Source organism: Streptomyces luteolus (genome assembly GCF_029968015.1).
GTDB classification, from domain to species: Bacteria; Actinomycetota; Actinomycetes; order Streptomycetales; family Streptomycetaceae; genus Streptomyces; species Streptomyces luteolus.
On sequence record NZ_JASCIS010000036.1, the window covers coordinates 47,395 to 62,395 of the forward strand.

Sequence of the window (15,001 nt, forward strand, 5' to 3'; positions counted from 1 at the left end):
CGGACGGGCCTCCTCAATCTCCCCCAGCTACCGCTGGGAGGTGCCCCCAGAGGGGCTGAATTTGCGTTTGACGGCCTACCGCACCGGATGCCCCGCCGACCGCAAGGTCTGCTTCACCTCGCCGATCCGCAGGTCCCCGAAGTGGAAGACCGACGCCGCGAGGACCGCGTCCGCGCCCGCCGCGACCGCGGGCGGGAAGTGGTCGAGGCGGCCCGCGCCGCCGGAGGCGATGACGGGGACCGTGACGTGCTTGCGTACGGCCTCGATCATCTCGATGTCGTAGCCGTCCTTCGTGCCGTCCGCGTCCATGGAGTTGAGCAGGATCTCGCCCGCGCCCAACTCGGCGGCCCGGTGGGCCCATTCGATCGCGTCGATTCCGGCGGAGCGGCGCCCGCCGTGCGTCGTCACCTCGAAGGAGCCAGGACAGCCGCTGCGGGAAGGGGCGCGGCGCGCGTCCACGGACAGGACGAGCACCTGGCGGCCGAAGCGCTCGGCGATCTCGCGGATCAGCTCCGGGCGGGCGATCGCGGCCGTGTTGACGCCGACCTTGTCCGCGCCCGCGCGAAGGAGCTTGTCGACGTCCTCGGCGGTACGGACGCCGCCGCCCACCGTGAGCGGGATGAAGACCTGCTCGGCGGTGCGGCGGACCACGTCGTACGTCGTCTCGCGGTTGCCGGAGGACGCGGTGATGTCCAGGAACGTCAACTCGTCGGCGCCCTCGGCGTCGTACACCTTGGCCATCTCGACGGGGTCGCCCGCGTCGCGCAGGTTCTGGAAGTTGACGCCCTTGACGACCCGGCCGTTGTCCACGTCCAGGCAGGGGATGACTCGGACCGCCAGGGTCATGACTGATCGGGCTCCTCGTACGAGTCCCGGGCGCCGCCCAGGAAAGCTTCCAGTTCCACTTCGACCAGGATGCGCGGGTCGACGAAGCCGCTGACGACCATCATCGTCATGACCGGGCGCACGGAGTCAAAGACCTCCCGGTGTGCCCGCCCCGCCTCGTCGACGTCCCGCGCATGGGTCAGGAGCAGCCGCGTCCGCACCACCGACTCGGCGCCGATGCCGAACTCCCCGATCGCGTCGAGGGCGTTGGCGATGGCGACGCGCGTCTGCTCGTACGGATCGCCCTCGCCGTACAGGACCATCCCCTTGAACGAGGTGGTGCCGCCGACCACGACCCGGTCGCCCGCCGCTACGGCGCGCGCGAAGCCGAAGGCCTCTTCCCAGGGGCTGCCGCTCTGCACGCGTCGTACGTCGCTCATGAGGACACGGCCTCCAGGGCCTCTTCCAGGGTGAAGGCCTTGGCGTACAGGGCCTTGCCGACGATGGAGCCCTCCACGCCGAGCGGCACGAGCTCCGCGATGGCGCGCAGGTCGTCGAGCGAGGACACGCCACCCGACGCGACCACCGGGCGGTCCGTCGCGGCGCAGACGTTGCGCAGGAGCTCCAGGTTGGGGCCCTGCAGCGTGCCGTCCTTGGCGATGTCGGTGACGACGTACCGCGCGCAGCCCTCGGAGTTGAGGCGCTCCAGGGTCTCGTAGAGGTCGCCGCCGTCACGGGTCCAGCCGCGGCCGCGCAGCGTCGTACCGCGCACGTCCAGGCCCACCGCGATCTTGTCGCCGTGCTCGGCGATGACCTTGGCGACCCACTCGGGGGTCTCCAGGGCGGCGGTGCCGAGGTTGACGCGGGTGCAGCCGGTCGCGAGTGCGGCCGCGAGGGACGCGTCGTCGCGGATGCCGCCGGACAGCTCCACCTTGATGTCCATGGCGCCCGCGACCTCGGCGATCAGGGCGCGGTTGTCGCCGGTGCCGAACGCGGCGTCCAGGTCGACGAGGTGCAGCCACTCGGCGCCGGAGTTCTGCCAGGCGAGGGCCGCCTCCAGCGGGGAGCCGTAGGACGTCTCGGTGCCGGACTCGCCGTGCACGAGGCGGACGGCCTGGCTGTCGCGGACGTCGACGGCGGGCAGGAGTTCAAGCTTGTTCACAGTCGTCACAGTACGGAGATCCAGTTCTTCAGCAGCTGCGCTCCGGCGTCGCCGGACTTCTCGGGGTGGAACTGCGTCGCCCACAGCGCGCCGTTCTCGACGGCCGCCACGAACTTCTCGCCGTGCGTGGACCAGGTGACGAGCGGGGCGCGCATCGCCGGGTTGGCGGTCTGAAGGGTCCAGTCGTGGACGGCGTACGAGTGCACGAAGTAGTAGCGCTCGTCCGGCGAGAGGCCGTTGAACAGCTCGGAGCCCTCGGGGGCCTCGACGGTGTTCCAGCCCATGTGCGGGACGACGTCCGCCTTGAGGGGGCCGACCGTGCCGGGCCACTCGTCCAGGCCCTCGGCCTCCACGCCGTGCTCGATGCCCCGCTCGAAGAGGATCTGCATGCCGACGCAGATGCCGAGGACGGGGCGCCCGCCGGACAGGCGCCGGTCGACGACCCAGTCGCCGCGCGCCTCCTTGAGGCCCTTCATGCAGGCGGAGAAGGCGCCGACGCCGGGGACGAGGAGTCCGTCGGCGTTCATGGCCTTGTCGAAGTCACGGGTGATCTCGACGTCGGCCCCGGCGCGGGCGAGGGCCCGCTCGGCGGAGCGGACGTTGCCGAAGCCGTAGTCGAAGACGACAACTTGCTTGTCAGTCATGTCAGTTCCCGTATTCGAGCATGTCAGTTCCCGTATTCGAGCATGTCAGTTCCAGTAGTCGAGCCGCAGGACGCCCGCGAGCAGGCACATGCCTGCGCCGATCGAGAGGAGCGTGATCAGGCTCTTGCCCATGCCCTGCTTGGCGAACGAGATCACGCCGCCGATCAGGAACAGGCCGACGACGATGAGGATGGTCGAGAGGCCGTTCATGGTTAGAGCGCGCCCTTCGTCGACGGGAGGATGCCGGCGGCCCGCGGGTCACGCTCGGAGGCGTACCGCAGGGCGCGCGCGAGGGCCTTGAACTGGCACTCCACGATGTGGTGCGCGTTGCGGCCGTACGGCACGTGGATGTGCAGCGCGATCTGCGCCTGGGCGACGAAGGACTCGAAGATGTGCCGGGTCATCGTCGGGTCGTACTCGCCGATCATCGGCGCCATGTTCTCGGGCTCGGTGTGCACGAGGTACGGGCGGCCGCTCAGGTCCACCGTCACCTGGGCGAGGGACTCGTCGAGCGGGACCGTGCAGTTGCCGAAGCGGTAGATGCCGACCTTGTCGCCGAGGGCCTGCTTGAAGGCGGCGCCCAGGGCGAGCGCGGTGTCCTCGATGGTGTGGTGGCTGTCGATGTGCAGGTCGCCCTCGGTCTTCACCGTGAGGTCGAAGAGGCCGTGGCGGCCGAGCTGGTCGAGCATGTGGTCGTAGAAGCCGACCCCGGTCGAGACATCGACCTTTCCGGTGCCGTCGAGGTCGATCTCGACGAGGACGGAGGTCTCCTTGGTGGTGCGCTCCACGCGCCCGACGCGACTCATGCGCTCTGCTCCTGCTCCTTCTTGAGTTCGCGTACCGCATCGAGGAACGCGTCGTTTTCTTCCGGGGTGCCGGCGGTGACCCGCAGCCAGCCGGGCACGCCGTTGTCCCGCACCAGGACGCCTCGGTCGAGGATCTGCTGCCAGACGTCGTGGGCGGCGCCCTCTCCGTCGAAGCGGCCGAACTGCACGAAGTTCGCGTCGGACGCGGTGACTTCGTACCCCATCGACCAGAGTTCGCGGACGAGGCGGTCGCGCTCCTGCTTGAGCTGGTCCACGTACGCCAGGAGCGTGTCCGTGTGTTCCAGGGCGGCGAGCGCGGTGGCCTGGGTGACGGCGGAGAGGTGGTACGGCAGCCGCACCAGCTGCACCGCGTCCACCACCGCCGGGTCGGCGGCGAGATAGCCGAGGCGCAGACCGGCCGCGCCGAAGGCCTTGGACATGGTCCGGGAGACGACGAGATTCGGCCGACCTTCGAGCAGCGGGAGCAGCGAGGCGCCGTGGCTGAACTCGACGTACGCCTCGTCCACCACGACCAGGGACGGCTTGGCCGCCTGGGCCGCCTCGTACAGGCGCAGCACGGTCTCGGCCGGGACGGCGGTGCCCGTGGGGTTGTTGGGCGAGGTGATGAAGACGACGTCGGGCCGGTTCTCGGCGATGGCCTTCTCGGCGAGCTCGGTGTTGATCGTGAAGTCGTCGTTGCGCGGCCCGGAGATCCAGCCGGTGCCGGTGCCTCGGGAGATCAGCGAGTGCATCGAGTACGAGGGCTCGAAACCGATCGCCGTGCGGCCCGGTCCGCCGAAGGTCTGGAGCAGCTGCTGGATCACTTCGTTGGAGCCGTTGGCCGCCCAGACGTGGGCGGCCGTGACCTCGTACCTCCCGGTGCGGGTGAGGTAGCGGGCCAGTTCGGTGCGCAGCTCGACCGCGTCCCGGTCCGGGTAGCGGTTCAGCTCGCGGGCGGCCTCGCGCACCCGCTCGGCGATCCGCTCGACGAGCGGCTCGGGCAGCGGGTACGGGTTCTCGTTGGTGTTGAGCCGGACGGGCACGTCCAACTGGGGGGCGCCGTACGGGGACTTGCCGCGCAGCTCCTCGCGGATGGGGAGGTCGTCGATCCTGGTCACTTCCCGGGAACCTCCCATCCGAATCGCGCCTTGATGGCCGCACCGTGGGCAGGCAGGTCCTCGGCCTCGGCGAGCGTCACCACGTGGTGGGCGACGTCGGCCAGGGCGTCCCGCGTGTAGTCCACGATGTGGATGCCGCGCAGGAAGGACTGGACGGACAGGCCGGACGAGTGGCAGGCGCAACCGCCGGTCGGGAGGACGTGGTTGGAGCCCGCGCAGTAGTCGCCGAGCGAGACCGGCGCCCAGGGGCCGATGAAGATCGCGCCGGCGTTCTTGACGCGCCCGGCCACGGCGGTGGCGTCGGCGGCCTGGATCTCCAGGTGCTCGGCGCCGTACGCGTCGACCACGCGCAGGCCTTCCTCCAGGCCGTCGACCAGGACGATCGCGGACTGCCTGCCGGCCAGGGCGGGCTTGATCCGGTCCTCGATGTGCTTGGTGGCCGCGACCTGCGGCTCCAGCTCCTTCTCGACGGCGTCGGCGAGCGCGGTCGAGTCGGTGACGAGGACGGCGGCGGCCATCGGGTCGTGCTCGGCCTGGCTGATCAGGTCGGAGGCGACGTGGGCCGGGTCGGCGGTGTCGTCGGCGAGGATCGCGATCTCGGTCGGCCCGGCCTCGGCATCGATGCCGATCCGGCCGGTGAAGTAGCGCTTGGCGGCGGCCACCCAGATGTTGCCGGGGCCGGTCACCATGTTCGCCGGGGCGCAGCCGTCGGGGCCTTCTGTGCCGTACGCGAACATCGCCACGGCCTGGGCACCGCCCACCGCGTACACCTCGTCGATGCCGAGGAGGGCGCAGGCGGCGAGGATCGTCGGGTGCGGCAGGCCGTCGAAGTCGGCCTGCGGCGGGGAGGCGAGGGCCATCGACTCGACGCCTGCCTCCTGGGCCGGGACCGCGTTCATGATCACGGAGGACGGGTAGACGGAGCGGCCGCCCGGTGCGTACAGGCCGACGCGCTCGACCGGCACCCACTTCTCGGTGACCGTGCCGCCGGGCACGACCTGTGTGGTGTGCGGGGCGCGGCGCTGCTCGCGGTGGACGATGCGGGCGCGCCTGATGGACTCCTCTAGGGCGGCGCGCACCTCGGGGCCGAGCCCGGCGAGCGCCTTGGCGAGGGCCTCGGCCGGGACGCGGACCCGGTCGAGCTTGACTCCGTCGAACTTCTCCGCGTAGTCGATCAGCGCCGCGGTGCCACGATGATGCACGTCCTCGCAGATGGGCCGCACCTTGTCCAGGGCGGCCGCTACGTCGAACTCGGCACGGGGCAGCAGGTCGCGCAGGGCGCCACCCTCGGGGAGGGAGTCACCGCGCAGATCGATTCGGGAGATCACGGAACCAATTCTCGCAGACGGCCCGCGGGGGGCGATCGCCCGTATCAATGGCTGATACAAGCCCCTGGTCGGCGATGGGACGTGCATAAGGGCTCCCCGGAAGATCGGCTTCACCGCTAGGGTCTGCCCGGCGGGTCGGGCGGGACCCAGTCGACGGCGCCTGGCAGTCGAGCTGAGCGGGGCGATGGGGGTCCTCCCTGCTCTGGGGGCACCTCCCTCCTCTGGGGGTACCTCCCGGCCGAAGGCTGGGGGAGCCGAGAGCGTGGGGGTGCGGGCCAGCCCCGCGCCCCCGGAATGACCCGCCGGAGAGGCCCTGTGCGTTCGGGTCGTCACGCAGCGGGCATCACGGGGGCACGGGGGCACGCGCCGGGGCGGACATTCACGGGGAGGAAGTCGAGCAGTGGTCGACGGGCAGCACACGGACATGCCGGACGGCCTGACCGCGGCCGAGATCGGCATGTGGCAGGCCTTCCAGAACGGCAGCAGATACGACCTGTCCAGCGGCGACCAGGACGTGGACGACCCGCACGGCGGCCACCCCTGGGGCCCCGAGCGCAGCGTGCGCGCGCGGGTGATCTGCCTGCTGATGCTGGACGGGCCGCCGCCGCTGCCCGGCCGGGTCTCGTCGATCAAGCTGACCGGCGTGCAGATCACGGGGACGCTGGACGTCGCGGGCGGCACGGTCGAGCCGTACGTGGAGATGAAGGGCTGCCGGTTCGAGAAGGAGATCGTGCTGCCGGAGAGCCATTTCTCCACGCTGCGCCTGGTGGACTGCTCGATCCCGCGGTTCGAGGCGGCCCGGCTGCACACCGAGGGCGATCTGCATCTGCCGCGCTGCCATGTGCACCGCGGTATCCGCCTCACCGACGCCCAGATCGGCACGGACCTGCTCCTGAACCAGGCCGTGGTGCACCGCGACCGGCGCGGCCGCACGCTCACCGGAGACGGACTCACGGTCGGCCAGGACTTCCAGGCCGAACTGATGGACTCGCACGGCGAGATGAGCCTGCGCGGCGCCCAGATCGGGGTCTCGCTGAGCCTGCGCGGCAGCCGGCTGCTCAACCCGTACGGCAGCAAGGCCCTGAACGCCCCGCAGCTGACCGTGGAGCGCACGCTGTACATGACGCCCGCCGCGGCCTCCAACCCGCCGCTGACCGGCGGTTCGACCCCGGCGCGCGGGGTGCGGGTGCAGAAGTTCGAGTGCCAGGGCGGGATCCGGCTCGACGACGGGCGGTTCGGGGACGCCCTCGACCTGGAGCAGGCCCGCTTCCAGATGGAGAGCGAGCAGGAGCTGTCGCTTCGCCGCATCCAGGCGCCCGAGCTGCGCTTCCTGGGCGAGAAGCCGGCCCGGGGCAGTGTGGTCCTGTCCGGCGCGAAGATAGTCAACCTGGTCGACAAGTCGACGAGTTGGCCGGGTCCCGGCCAGCTGCGGGTCGGCGGTCTCACGTACGAGAACCTCGTGCCGCGCGGCAGCTTCCCGCTCGCCCGGCGCCTGGAGTGGGTGCTCTCGGCGACGCCGGAGTACAGCCCGGAGCCGTACGAGAAGCTCGCGACGGTGCTGCGCAACAGCGGCGAGGACGCCGACGCCCGCGAGGTGCTGCTCGCCAAGCAGCGCCGCCGCCGCGAGACCCTGCCGCTCGCGGGCAAGCTGTGGGGGTACGCGCAGGACTGGACGGTGGCGTACGGCTACCGGCCGGGCCGGGCCGCGGTGTGGATGGCGCTGCTGTGGGCGCTGGGCGCGATCGCGTTCGCGCAGTACAAGCCGCCCGCCCTGAAGCCCGGCGAGGGCCCGGAGTGGAATCCCTCGCTGTACGCCCTGGACCTCCTGGTCCCGGTGATCAACCTGGGCCAGGACGGCTACTGGCGGGTGGAGGACCACTGGCAGTGGGTGGCGGCGGCGCTCGTCCTGCTCGGCTGGATCCTGGCGACGACGGTGGCGGCGGGGGCATCACGGCTGCTGCGGCGGGGGTGAGCGCTCGCCTTCCGGACCACGTCCCGCACCGTCGGCTCAGGCGCCGTCGATCGCCCTGCGGGCTCGTCCTCAATCTCCCCCAGCTATCGCTGGGAGGTGCCCCCAGGACGGGCTGAAATTCAAACCGTTACCCGCCCCCGTACAACCCGGCGCCCCGTACGACCGTCATCCCTCCACGCAAGCACCAGGTGCAAGGGAGGAGGCCTCACGCCATGGCTCTGTTCCGTGCCGTGATCGGCACGGCCCGGATGGTCCGGCACGCGCCGCGCCTCGCGGCGGATCTGCCGGACGACGACGCGGTGCTCCTCGACGCGCCCGACGACCGCCTCGCCCCGGCCCTTCTCGCCGCGGGGCACGGGGAGTACGACGCGGCCGCGAAGCTGCTCGCCGGAACGCGCGAGGGCGCCGAGTGGGAGAACCGGGACCGGTATCTGCTGCGCCTTGCCACGTTCGCGCAGGCCCGCGGTGACTGGTTCGAGGCCTGGCAGTGCGCCGCGCCGCACGACCCGGACGCCCTCCTCGTCAAGGCCGAACTCGCGGTCCGGCACGCCTGGGAGTCCCCGGCCCGCGCCGAGCTGCTCCGCGAGGCGGCACCGCTGATCACGGCCGCCGCGGAGGCCGATCCGCGCGACCCGGTGCCCTGGCGGATCGCCCTCGACCACGCGCGCGGCCGGGGGGCGTCGCGCACCGCGTTCAACGCGCTGTGGGACCAGGCGGTGCGCCGCTCGCCGCATCACTACGGCTGTCACGCGGCGGCGCTGCAGTACCTCTCGGCGTCCTGGTACGGCTCGCACCGCGAGTGCCTGGACTTCGCCGAGCGGGCGGCGGCCGAGGCGCTGCCGGGGTCGCTGGTGCGGGCGCTGCCGGTGCGGGGCGCGTTCGCGTATCTGGCGGGTCCTGGCCGGTCCTCGGTGCCCGCGGGCCGGCTGCACGCGGCGGCGGACTGCGCGATCGAGCTGTCGGCGGCGTACGAGGCGGGCGACCCGTACCCGGCGGAGGTGCGCAATCTGCTCGCGTACGTCCTGGTCCGCCTGGAGCGGTGGCGCGATGCCCTGGAGCAGCTGCGGCTCATCGGGCCGTACGCGACGTCCTTCCCGTGGGACCGGATCTCCGAGGACCCGCTCGGCCAGTTCCTCGAACTGCGCGACGGCGTACGCCTGGAGGTGGCCGCCGCGACCCCGCTGCGCGCAAGGTCGTGTCCGTAAAGCCCCGTCGTCGCCCGAAGGGCGGCCCCGGCGGCGTCATGGGGGTCCCCCCTGCTCGAGCGGAGCCGAGAGCTTGGGGGAGCGTGCTCTCGGCGTGCCGGGCGCAGGCCCTCGTACTGGATGTACTTGGGCCTTCGCTCGGTGCGGCGAGCGTGCGTGCCAGGCGTCGCGGGGCTGGGGGCACCTCCCGGCCGGAGGCTGGGGGAGGGGCTTTACGGACACGGCCTGGCGCTCCGCGCGCGGCGGGCCGGGGCGGAGGAATCCGCTCTGGGCGGACTCGCTCCGGGCGGGCTTGAGCGGCCATTAGGCTAGTCCGTCGTGACCACCGTCCGGCTTCCGCTCTTTCCGCTGAACACCGTGCTGTTCCCGGGACTCGTGCTGCCTCTGAACGTCTTCGAGGAGCGCTACCGCGCGATGATGCGCGACCTCGTCAAGGCCTCGCCCGACGACTCCGACGAGCCGCGCAGGTTCGCCGTCGTCGCCATCCGCGACGGCCATGAGGTGGCGCCGGCCGAGCCGGGTCTGCCCGACGCGACCGCGGTGCCCGAGCGCGGCGCCGCCGCCGGCTTCGGGTCCGATCCGCTGAAGTCGTTCCACAAGATCGGCTGCATCGCGGACGCCGCGACCATACGGGAGCGCGCAGACGGCAGCTTCGAGGTCCTGGCCACCGGCACCACCCGGGTCCTGCTGCACTCCGTGGACGCCTCTGGCCCGTATCTGACGGCCGAGCTGGAGGAGCTGGAGGAGGATCCGGGCGACGAGGCGGGGGCGCTCGCGGAGGGGGTGCTCCGCGCGTTCAGGAACTACCAGAAGCGGCTCGCGGGCGCCCGTGAGCGCTCGCTCTCCACGGGCGCGGAGCTGCCGGACGAGCCGTCGGTGGTCTCGTACCTGGTCGCCGCCGCGGCGGTCCTCGACACCCCGACCAAGCAGCGCCTCCTTCAGGCCCCGGACACCGCGTCCCGGCTGCGGGACGAGCTGAAACTCCTTCGCGCGGAGACCGCGGTGATCCGTAACCTGCCGTCGCTCCCCGCCGTCGACCTGACGCGCGGGCCGACGAGCATGAACTGACCGCGTACGCGCAGGCGAGGGCCCGATGGCGAAGAAGTCCAAGAGCAAGCAGCAGCAGTCCGGCGGCACCCCGGCGACGGTGGCCCTCACCGAGGCGGGCGTCCCGTTCACGGTGCATGCCTACGAGCACGACCCGGCCCACCCGTCGTACGGCGAGGAGGCGGCCGAGGCGATGGGCGTCTCCCCCGACCGCGTCTTCAAGACCCTGGTGGCCGACGTGGACGGCGCGCTGACGGTCGCCGTGGTCCCGGTCGCGGGCTCGCTGGACCTGAAGGCGCTGGCCGCGGCGGTCGGGGGCAAGCGTGCCGCGATGGCCGACCCGGCGGCGGCGGAGCGCACCACGGGCTACGTCCGCGGCGGCATCTCCCCGCTCGGCCAGCGCAAGCGCCTGCCCACGGTCCTGGACGACTCGGCCTCCGGGCACGCCACGATCTGCGTCTCGGCGGGCCGCCGCGGCCTGGAGGTGGAGCTGTCCCCGGACGACCTGGCGAAGCTCACGGGGGCTGTGATGGCCCCGATCGGCCGGGCCTGACCTTCCGGTTCAGTCGGTACGCGTTCCCTGCGCGCCGTGGTCCGGCGGGTACGGGTGGGCGTCGCCCGGCTCGGCCGGCCAGCCGTGGTACGGGCCGAGGGGAGGCTCGGGGTCGCGCGGGCCGAACAGGGCCGTGAGGCCGAGGTGCACGGCGAGTGCGGCGATGGGCCAGGCGAGCAGGGAGCCGAGGGAGTTCAGCTCCAGGGGCGCGTCGAAGGCGACACCGGGACCGACCTCCTTGGCGCGGGCCACCACGTCGTCGCCCGGTCCGAGCAGCAGCCCGAGCCGCCACGCCACGACCGACGCGAGCAGCCCGCCGAGCGCGAGCCCGACCACCAGCGGGATGCCGCCGCGCCGCCGGAGCAGGAACACCACGATCCCGCTGACCAGGCCGAAGCCGAGCGCGAGCAGGATGAACGTGCCGTCGGCGCCGATCGCCTGCTCGCCCTCGATCTCCTTGAGGAACACGGCCTTCTCGTCGGCGACCAGCGGCACCCGCGGCGCGAGCTGCCCCCACAGCAGGCCGAGCAGCGCACCGGAGACCGTGAGGACCACCGCGACGAGCGCCGCCTGGATCAGTTCCCGCCGCAGTCCGGGCCCGTCGTCCTCGGGGACCGGAGGGGCGTTGTCGTACGACTGGGGCGTGGCCCAGGGGTCGTGGGCGGAGGCCTTGTGGGGAGGTGTGTGCGGTGCGGTCACCCTGCCATCGTGCCAGGCCCTCCGGGCGGCGGCGGCCCCGGGCCGCTGATGATCCGCCTCAGCGGACGGCGGCCCTCCGGTACGCCCGGGTCGCGACCGCGAGGGAGAGCACGCCGACGCCCGCGCACACCGCGAGGTCGAGGCCCACGGCGGTCCAGTCGGGGTGCGCGTCGAAGGTCCGGGCGAAGGCCTCCACGCCGTACGTCGAGGGCAGCAGGTCGCGCCCGTACTGCAGCAGGAGCGGCATCCGCTCGGCCGGGAGCACGCCGAGGAGCAGCGCCGCCGACATGCCCAACTGGCCGAGCAGCGTGGCCAGTTCGGGCCGCGGCGCGAGCAGGCCGAGGGCCGCGCCGAGCCCGGCGAGCGCGGCGCCCGCGAGCGGGATGACCGCCACGAGCACCCATACGTGCGTGAGCGGAAGCCCGAAGAGGAGACTCCCCACGACGGCCGTGACGAGCGTGCCGGGCACGGTGAACGAGGCGTACGCACCGGCCGCGCCGAGGACGACGGCGGCGGGCGGCACGGGCAGCGTCGCGTAGTGGTCGAGGCCGCCCTGGGCGCGCAGCTGACCGAAGTACTGGGCGAGCAGGTTGAGCGCGACGAAGGCCACGACGAGCACCGCGGACCCGGCGACCACGGCCCGCGCCTCCTGCCCGCCGTCGACGACGCCGCGCATCAGGACCATGATCCCCACGGATTGGAAGGTCGCGACGAAGAGCAGCGGGATGCGGGCGACGCGCGCCCGGGACAGCTGGGCCCGGTACACGGCGCCGAGCGCGGGCAGCAGGCGTGCGGGCGGGGCGAGCGGGGCCTCGGGCAGGGCGGCCACCGAGCCGCCGGCCCGCCCGGCCGCCGTACCCCTCTCCGTCTCGTACACCGTCACACCTTCACCAAACCCTTCGTACGCCCGCCGAGCGCGAGGTACACGTCCTCCAGGCTCGGCGTGGCCAGTGTGAAGTCATCGAGCGCCGCGAAGGCCTCGCCGCCGGTGACCGCCGCGACGGCGGCGCGGGCCTCGTCGGGGGCGAGCCGCAGCGTCCAGCGCCGCCCGGTCTCCTCAGCGGAGGCGTGCAGGGCCGCGACCTCGGGAACGTCGAGCGGCGCGCTCTCGCGCCAGACGAGGTCGAGCCGGACCTCCCCGGCGACCGCGCTCTTGAGGCCCGAGGGGGTGTCGCAGGCGATGACGCGGCCCTGTTCGAGCACGGCGACCCGGTCGAGCACGGTCTCCGCCTCGATGACGTTGTGGGTGACGAGCAGCACGGTCGTGCCGCGTTCGGCCCGACGCCGGTCGACGGCGGCCCACACCGCGCGCCGGGCCACCGGGTCCATGCCGGTGGTCGGCTCGTCGAGGACGAGCAGCGGCCGCTCGCCGACCAGGGCGGCGGCGAAGCAGGCGAGGCGCCGCTGGCCGCCGGAGAGTTTCTTCAGGGGCCGCCCGGCGAGCGGGGCGAGGCCGAGTTCGTCGAGGACGTCGTCGCGTTCGGCACGGGCGGCGCGCAGGTCGAGGCCGCGCAGCCGTCCGGTGGTCTCGGCGGCGAGGGCCACGGTCAGCTCGTCGAGCGCGGTGGACTCCTGGCCGAGGTAGGCGAGCAGCCGCGCGGCCCGCTCGGGGTGGCGCACGATGTCGTGCCCGAGGATCCGCACAGCGCCGGAGTCGGGCCGCATCAGCCCGGTGAGCTGTCGTACGAGGGTGGATTTGCCGGCGCCGTTGGGGCCGAGGAGGCCGAAGATCTCGCCGCGCCGCACGGTGAGCGTGATGGCGTCGGTGGCGCGCACGGCGGGTGTCGCGGGGGAACCTCGGCGCCCGCGCGCGGCGGGATACGTCTTGACCAGCTCACGCGTCTCGCACACGGTCTCGTCGCCGTGTGCACGGTCGTTCGGGTGGCCGGTGCGCGTACTCACGAGGGACGAGACTACGGGACCGGCCCGCCCGGGTCGGCCACGGGGACGACTAGGGCCCCGCAAGGGGCGCGGGGCTGTGACATATGCGGCTCCGCCGCGTGGGCGCGACAAGCCACGACGGAGCAGCGGCCGAACGACGGGCCCGGGGGGCAGGCGCCCCAAAAGGGGCGCGGGGAACTGCGCGCCCAGCCACAACGGCGCGGCAGCCGAACGACAGCCCAGCGGGCAGGGGGCTTAGGGGGACGCGCAGCGGACCCCCTACTCCCCCGAAGGCGCAGACGCAGCCACATGCACGTCGACCTCACGCCAGAACCCGGCCCGAATCGCGTACCGGTCGTGCTCGTCGATCTGGTCGTCCTTGTGCGCGAGGAGGCCGAACCGGGCGGCGTAGCGCAGGAGTTCGCCGTCGATGCGGTGCGGGATGCGCGGATACATGCCGGAGAGCCCCCGCACCTCGGCGGATTCGGGCAGCCGGGCCATCCAGCGGCGGGCGAAGACCTGCCCCACCTCGAAGGGGTCACCGCCGACCGCGGTGATGTCCTCCTCGCGGTCCGCCCAGCGCTGTTCGGCGGTGGTGAGCTGAGCGAGCGTGGGCAGCGCCACGACGTCGGGGGGTTCGCCGGGGCCGCCGGGCCGGTCGACCCAGCCCTTGTCGGAGGACCAGCGCAGCGTGGCGTTGGGCTGCTCCTTGCCGGCCGGGGCGCCGGGGCCGTGCAGCGCGGCGAGGTCCTTGGGGGTGGGTACGCCGGGTTTGGCCGGGGTGCGCTCGGGTCCGGGGTGCTCGGCGGCGCGGGCGGCGGCGGGACCGGCGTGGCTGCCGTTCTGCGGCGTGGCGGGTTCCTGGGGGGCGTGCTCGGCGAGCGCGGACTCGGGCAGCGGCGCGGAGAGGATCGCGGCGATCTCCGGACGGGGCGCGGGCTGCGGCGCGCAGACCCCGGTGATCTCCTTCGCGCGTACGGCCTGGGTGATCCAGGCGCGGTCGAGTACGCGCCGCTCGTCGGCCTCGGCGACCAGGTCCTCGGACTGGTTGTAGTCCCCGTCGGCGGCCTGCACGGCCCAGAGGTGGACGGCGACGCCGTGTTCCTTGGCGGACATCAGCCCGGGCAGCAGATCGCCGTCGCCGGTGACCAGGACGACGTCGGAGCAGGCCCGGTTGCGGGCGAGTTCGGTCAGCTCGGCGTGCATCGCGGCGTCCACGCCCTTCTGCGCCCAGCGCCCGTCGCTGCGGGTCAGGGCGCCGAGCCGGACGGTGACGCGGGGCATCACGCGGAGCCTGCGGTGCTCGGGCTGCGGTACGCGGTCGGGGGCGCCGTCGAACCAGTAGATCCGCAGCAGGGGGCGCTCGGTCTCGGTCTCGGCACGTTCGCGGAGGGCCTGGATGAGGGCGGGATGGTCGACGGTGATCCGTGACCGTGAGGGCTCCTTGGCGAGAAGACTCGCGGCGGCACCGAGGAGATACCCGGCGTCCACCAGGACGACGCAGCGGTCCACGCTTTCCACCCTCTTTCCCTGTGGCTCCCGACTGCGGGAATCGGGGGCGGGTTCGGTTCGGGTTGTCTTTCGAGTCTGCCCGACCGCACAGGGGTTGACGTCCCGAACTCGATCTTCGGCGTGGCGTTTCCGCAAGTTCGGCGCGCGCTTTCTCCGGATCGGTTAAAAGGGGCGGCAATTACGCACGGTAATCCTCTGACATGCGCGCTATGTCGGCGTATGTGAATCTGAACCCGGCCCTGGCCCCTA

16 protein-coding genes are annotated in these 15,001 nt (G+C 72.7%); 4 read left to right on the forward strand and 12 right to left on the reverse strand.

Features of this window, described 5'->3' with window-relative positions; genetic code table 11:
* Positions 1–75 precede the first annotated feature (75 nt).
* From hisF to hisD, 8 genes are read right to left on the reverse strand one after another with little or no spacing between them, the layout of a single operon-like run.
* The gene (gene hisF, locus QIT00_RS28330; RefSeq protein WP_282538258.1) at positions 76–846 is read right to left on the reverse strand and encodes an imidazole glycerol phosphate synthase subunit HisF; all 771 of its coding nucleotides are present in this window, start codon (positions 844–846) and stop codon (positions 76–78) included.
* Positions 843–1,265, reverse strand: coding sequence for a RidA family protein (locus QIT00_RS28335; protein ID WP_282538259.1), 423 nt, complete (start codon positions 1,263–1,265; stop codon positions 843–845). The genes hisF and QIT00_RS28335 overlap by 4 nt, the downstream gene beginning before the upstream one ends.
* The gene (priA, locus tag QIT00_RS28340) at positions 1,262–1,987 is read right to left on the reverse strand and encodes a bifunctional 1-(5-phosphoribosyl)-5-((5-phosphoribosylamino)methylideneamino)imidazole-4-carboxamide isomerase/phosphoribosylanthranilate isomerase PriA (protein ID WP_282538260.1); all 726 of its coding nucleotides are present in this window, start codon (positions 1,985–1,987) and stop codon (positions 1,262–1,264) included. The genes QIT00_RS28335 and priA overlap by 4 nt, the downstream gene beginning before the upstream one ends.
* A gap of 5 nt (positions 1,988–1,992) precedes the next feature.
* On the reverse strand, positions 1,993–2,631 hold the full coding sequence (gene hisH / locus QIT00_RS28345; RefSeq protein WP_282538261.1) for an imidazole glycerol phosphate synthase subunit HisH: 639 nt from the start codon (positions 2,629–2,631) through the stop codon (positions 1,993–1,995).
* A gap of 45 nt (positions 2,632–2,676) precedes the next feature.
* Positions 2,677–2,841, reverse strand: coding sequence for a hypothetical protein (locus QIT00_RS28350; RefSeq protein WP_282538262.1), 165 nt, complete (start codon positions 2,839–2,841; stop codon positions 2,677–2,679).
* 2 nt (positions 2,842–2,843) lie between these two features.
* On the reverse strand, positions 2,844–3,437 hold the full coding sequence (gene hisB / locus QIT00_RS28355; RefSeq protein WP_282538263.1) for an imidazoleglycerol-phosphate dehydratase HisB: 594 nt from the start codon (positions 3,435–3,437) through the stop codon (positions 2,844–2,846).
* The gene (locus tag QIT00_RS28360) at positions 3,434–4,555 is read right to left on the reverse strand and encodes a histidinol-phosphate transaminase (protein ID WP_282538264.1); all 1,122 of its coding nucleotides are present in this window, start codon (positions 4,553–4,555) and stop codon (positions 3,434–3,436) included. Before QIT00_RS28360 ends, hisB begins: the two co-directional genes overlap by 4 nt.
* Entirely contained in the window at positions 4,552–5,883 is a 1,332-nt protein-coding gene (gene hisD / locus QIT00_RS28365) for a histidinol dehydrogenase (RefSeq protein ID WP_282538265.1), read from the reverse strand. Before hisD ends, QIT00_RS28360 begins: the two co-directional genes overlap by 4 nt.
* A 424-nt stretch (positions 5,884–6,307) precedes the next feature.
* Between hisD and QIT00_RS28370 the strand changes: the two genes are divergently transcribed.
* The 4 genes from QIT00_RS28370 (at position 6,308) to ybaK (ending at position 10,660) form a co-directional block, all read left to right on the forward strand.
* Entirely contained in the window at positions 6,308–7,855 is a 1,548-nt protein-coding gene (locus QIT00_RS28370; RefSeq protein WP_282538292.1) for an oxidoreductase, read from the forward strand.
* Positions 7,856–8,067: 212 nt separating this feature from the next.
* Positions 8,068–9,060: a hypothetical protein gene (locus QIT00_RS28375; RefSeq protein WP_282538266.1), complete on the forward strand. Its 993-nt coding sequence runs from the start codon at positions 8,068–8,070 to the stop codon at positions 9,058–9,060.
* A 318-nt stretch (positions 9,061–9,378) separates the two neighbouring features.
* Positions 9,379–10,128, forward strand: a complete 750-nt coding sequence (locus QIT00_RS28380) for an LON peptidase substrate-binding domain-containing protein (RefSeq protein WP_282538267.1) — start codon at positions 9,379–9,381, stop codon at positions 10,126–10,128.
* Between the two features lie 25 nt (positions 10,129–10,153).
* Entirely contained in the window at positions 10,154–10,660 is a 507-nt protein-coding gene (gene ybaK, locus QIT00_RS28385) for a Cys-tRNA(Pro) deacylase (RefSeq protein WP_282538268.1), read from the forward strand.
* 9 nt (positions 10,661–10,669) lie between these two features.
* Here ybaK and QIT00_RS28390 read toward each other — a convergent pair whose 3' ends face one another.
* From QIT00_RS28390 to QIT00_RS28405, 4 genes are all read right to left on the reverse strand, one after another.
* Positions 10,670–11,359, reverse strand: a complete 690-nt coding sequence (locus QIT00_RS28390) for a hypothetical protein (protein WP_282538269.1) — start codon at positions 11,357–11,359, stop codon at positions 10,670–10,672.
* 58 nt (positions 11,360–11,417) lie between these two features.
* Positions 11,418–12,188 carry an ABC transporter permease gene (locus QIT00_RS28395; protein ID WP_282538293.1) on the reverse strand — a complete coding sequence of 257 codons (771 nt, stop codon included), beginning with the start codon at positions 12,186–12,188 and terminating at the stop codon, positions 11,418–11,420.
* Positions 12,189–12,238: 50 nt separating this feature from the next.
* Complete coding sequence (locus QIT00_RS28400) at positions 12,239–13,210, reverse strand: ABC transporter ATP-binding protein (RefSeq protein WP_282538294.1); 972 nt, start codon at positions 13,208–13,210, stop codon at positions 12,239–12,241.
* Positions 13,211–13,519: 309 nt separating this feature from the next.
* Complete coding sequence (locus tag QIT00_RS28405; protein WP_282538295.1) at positions 13,520–14,752, reverse strand: NYN domain-containing protein; 1,233 nt, start codon at positions 14,750–14,752, stop codon at positions 13,520–13,522.
* Between the last annotated feature and the right edge of the window lie 249 nt (positions 14,753–15,001).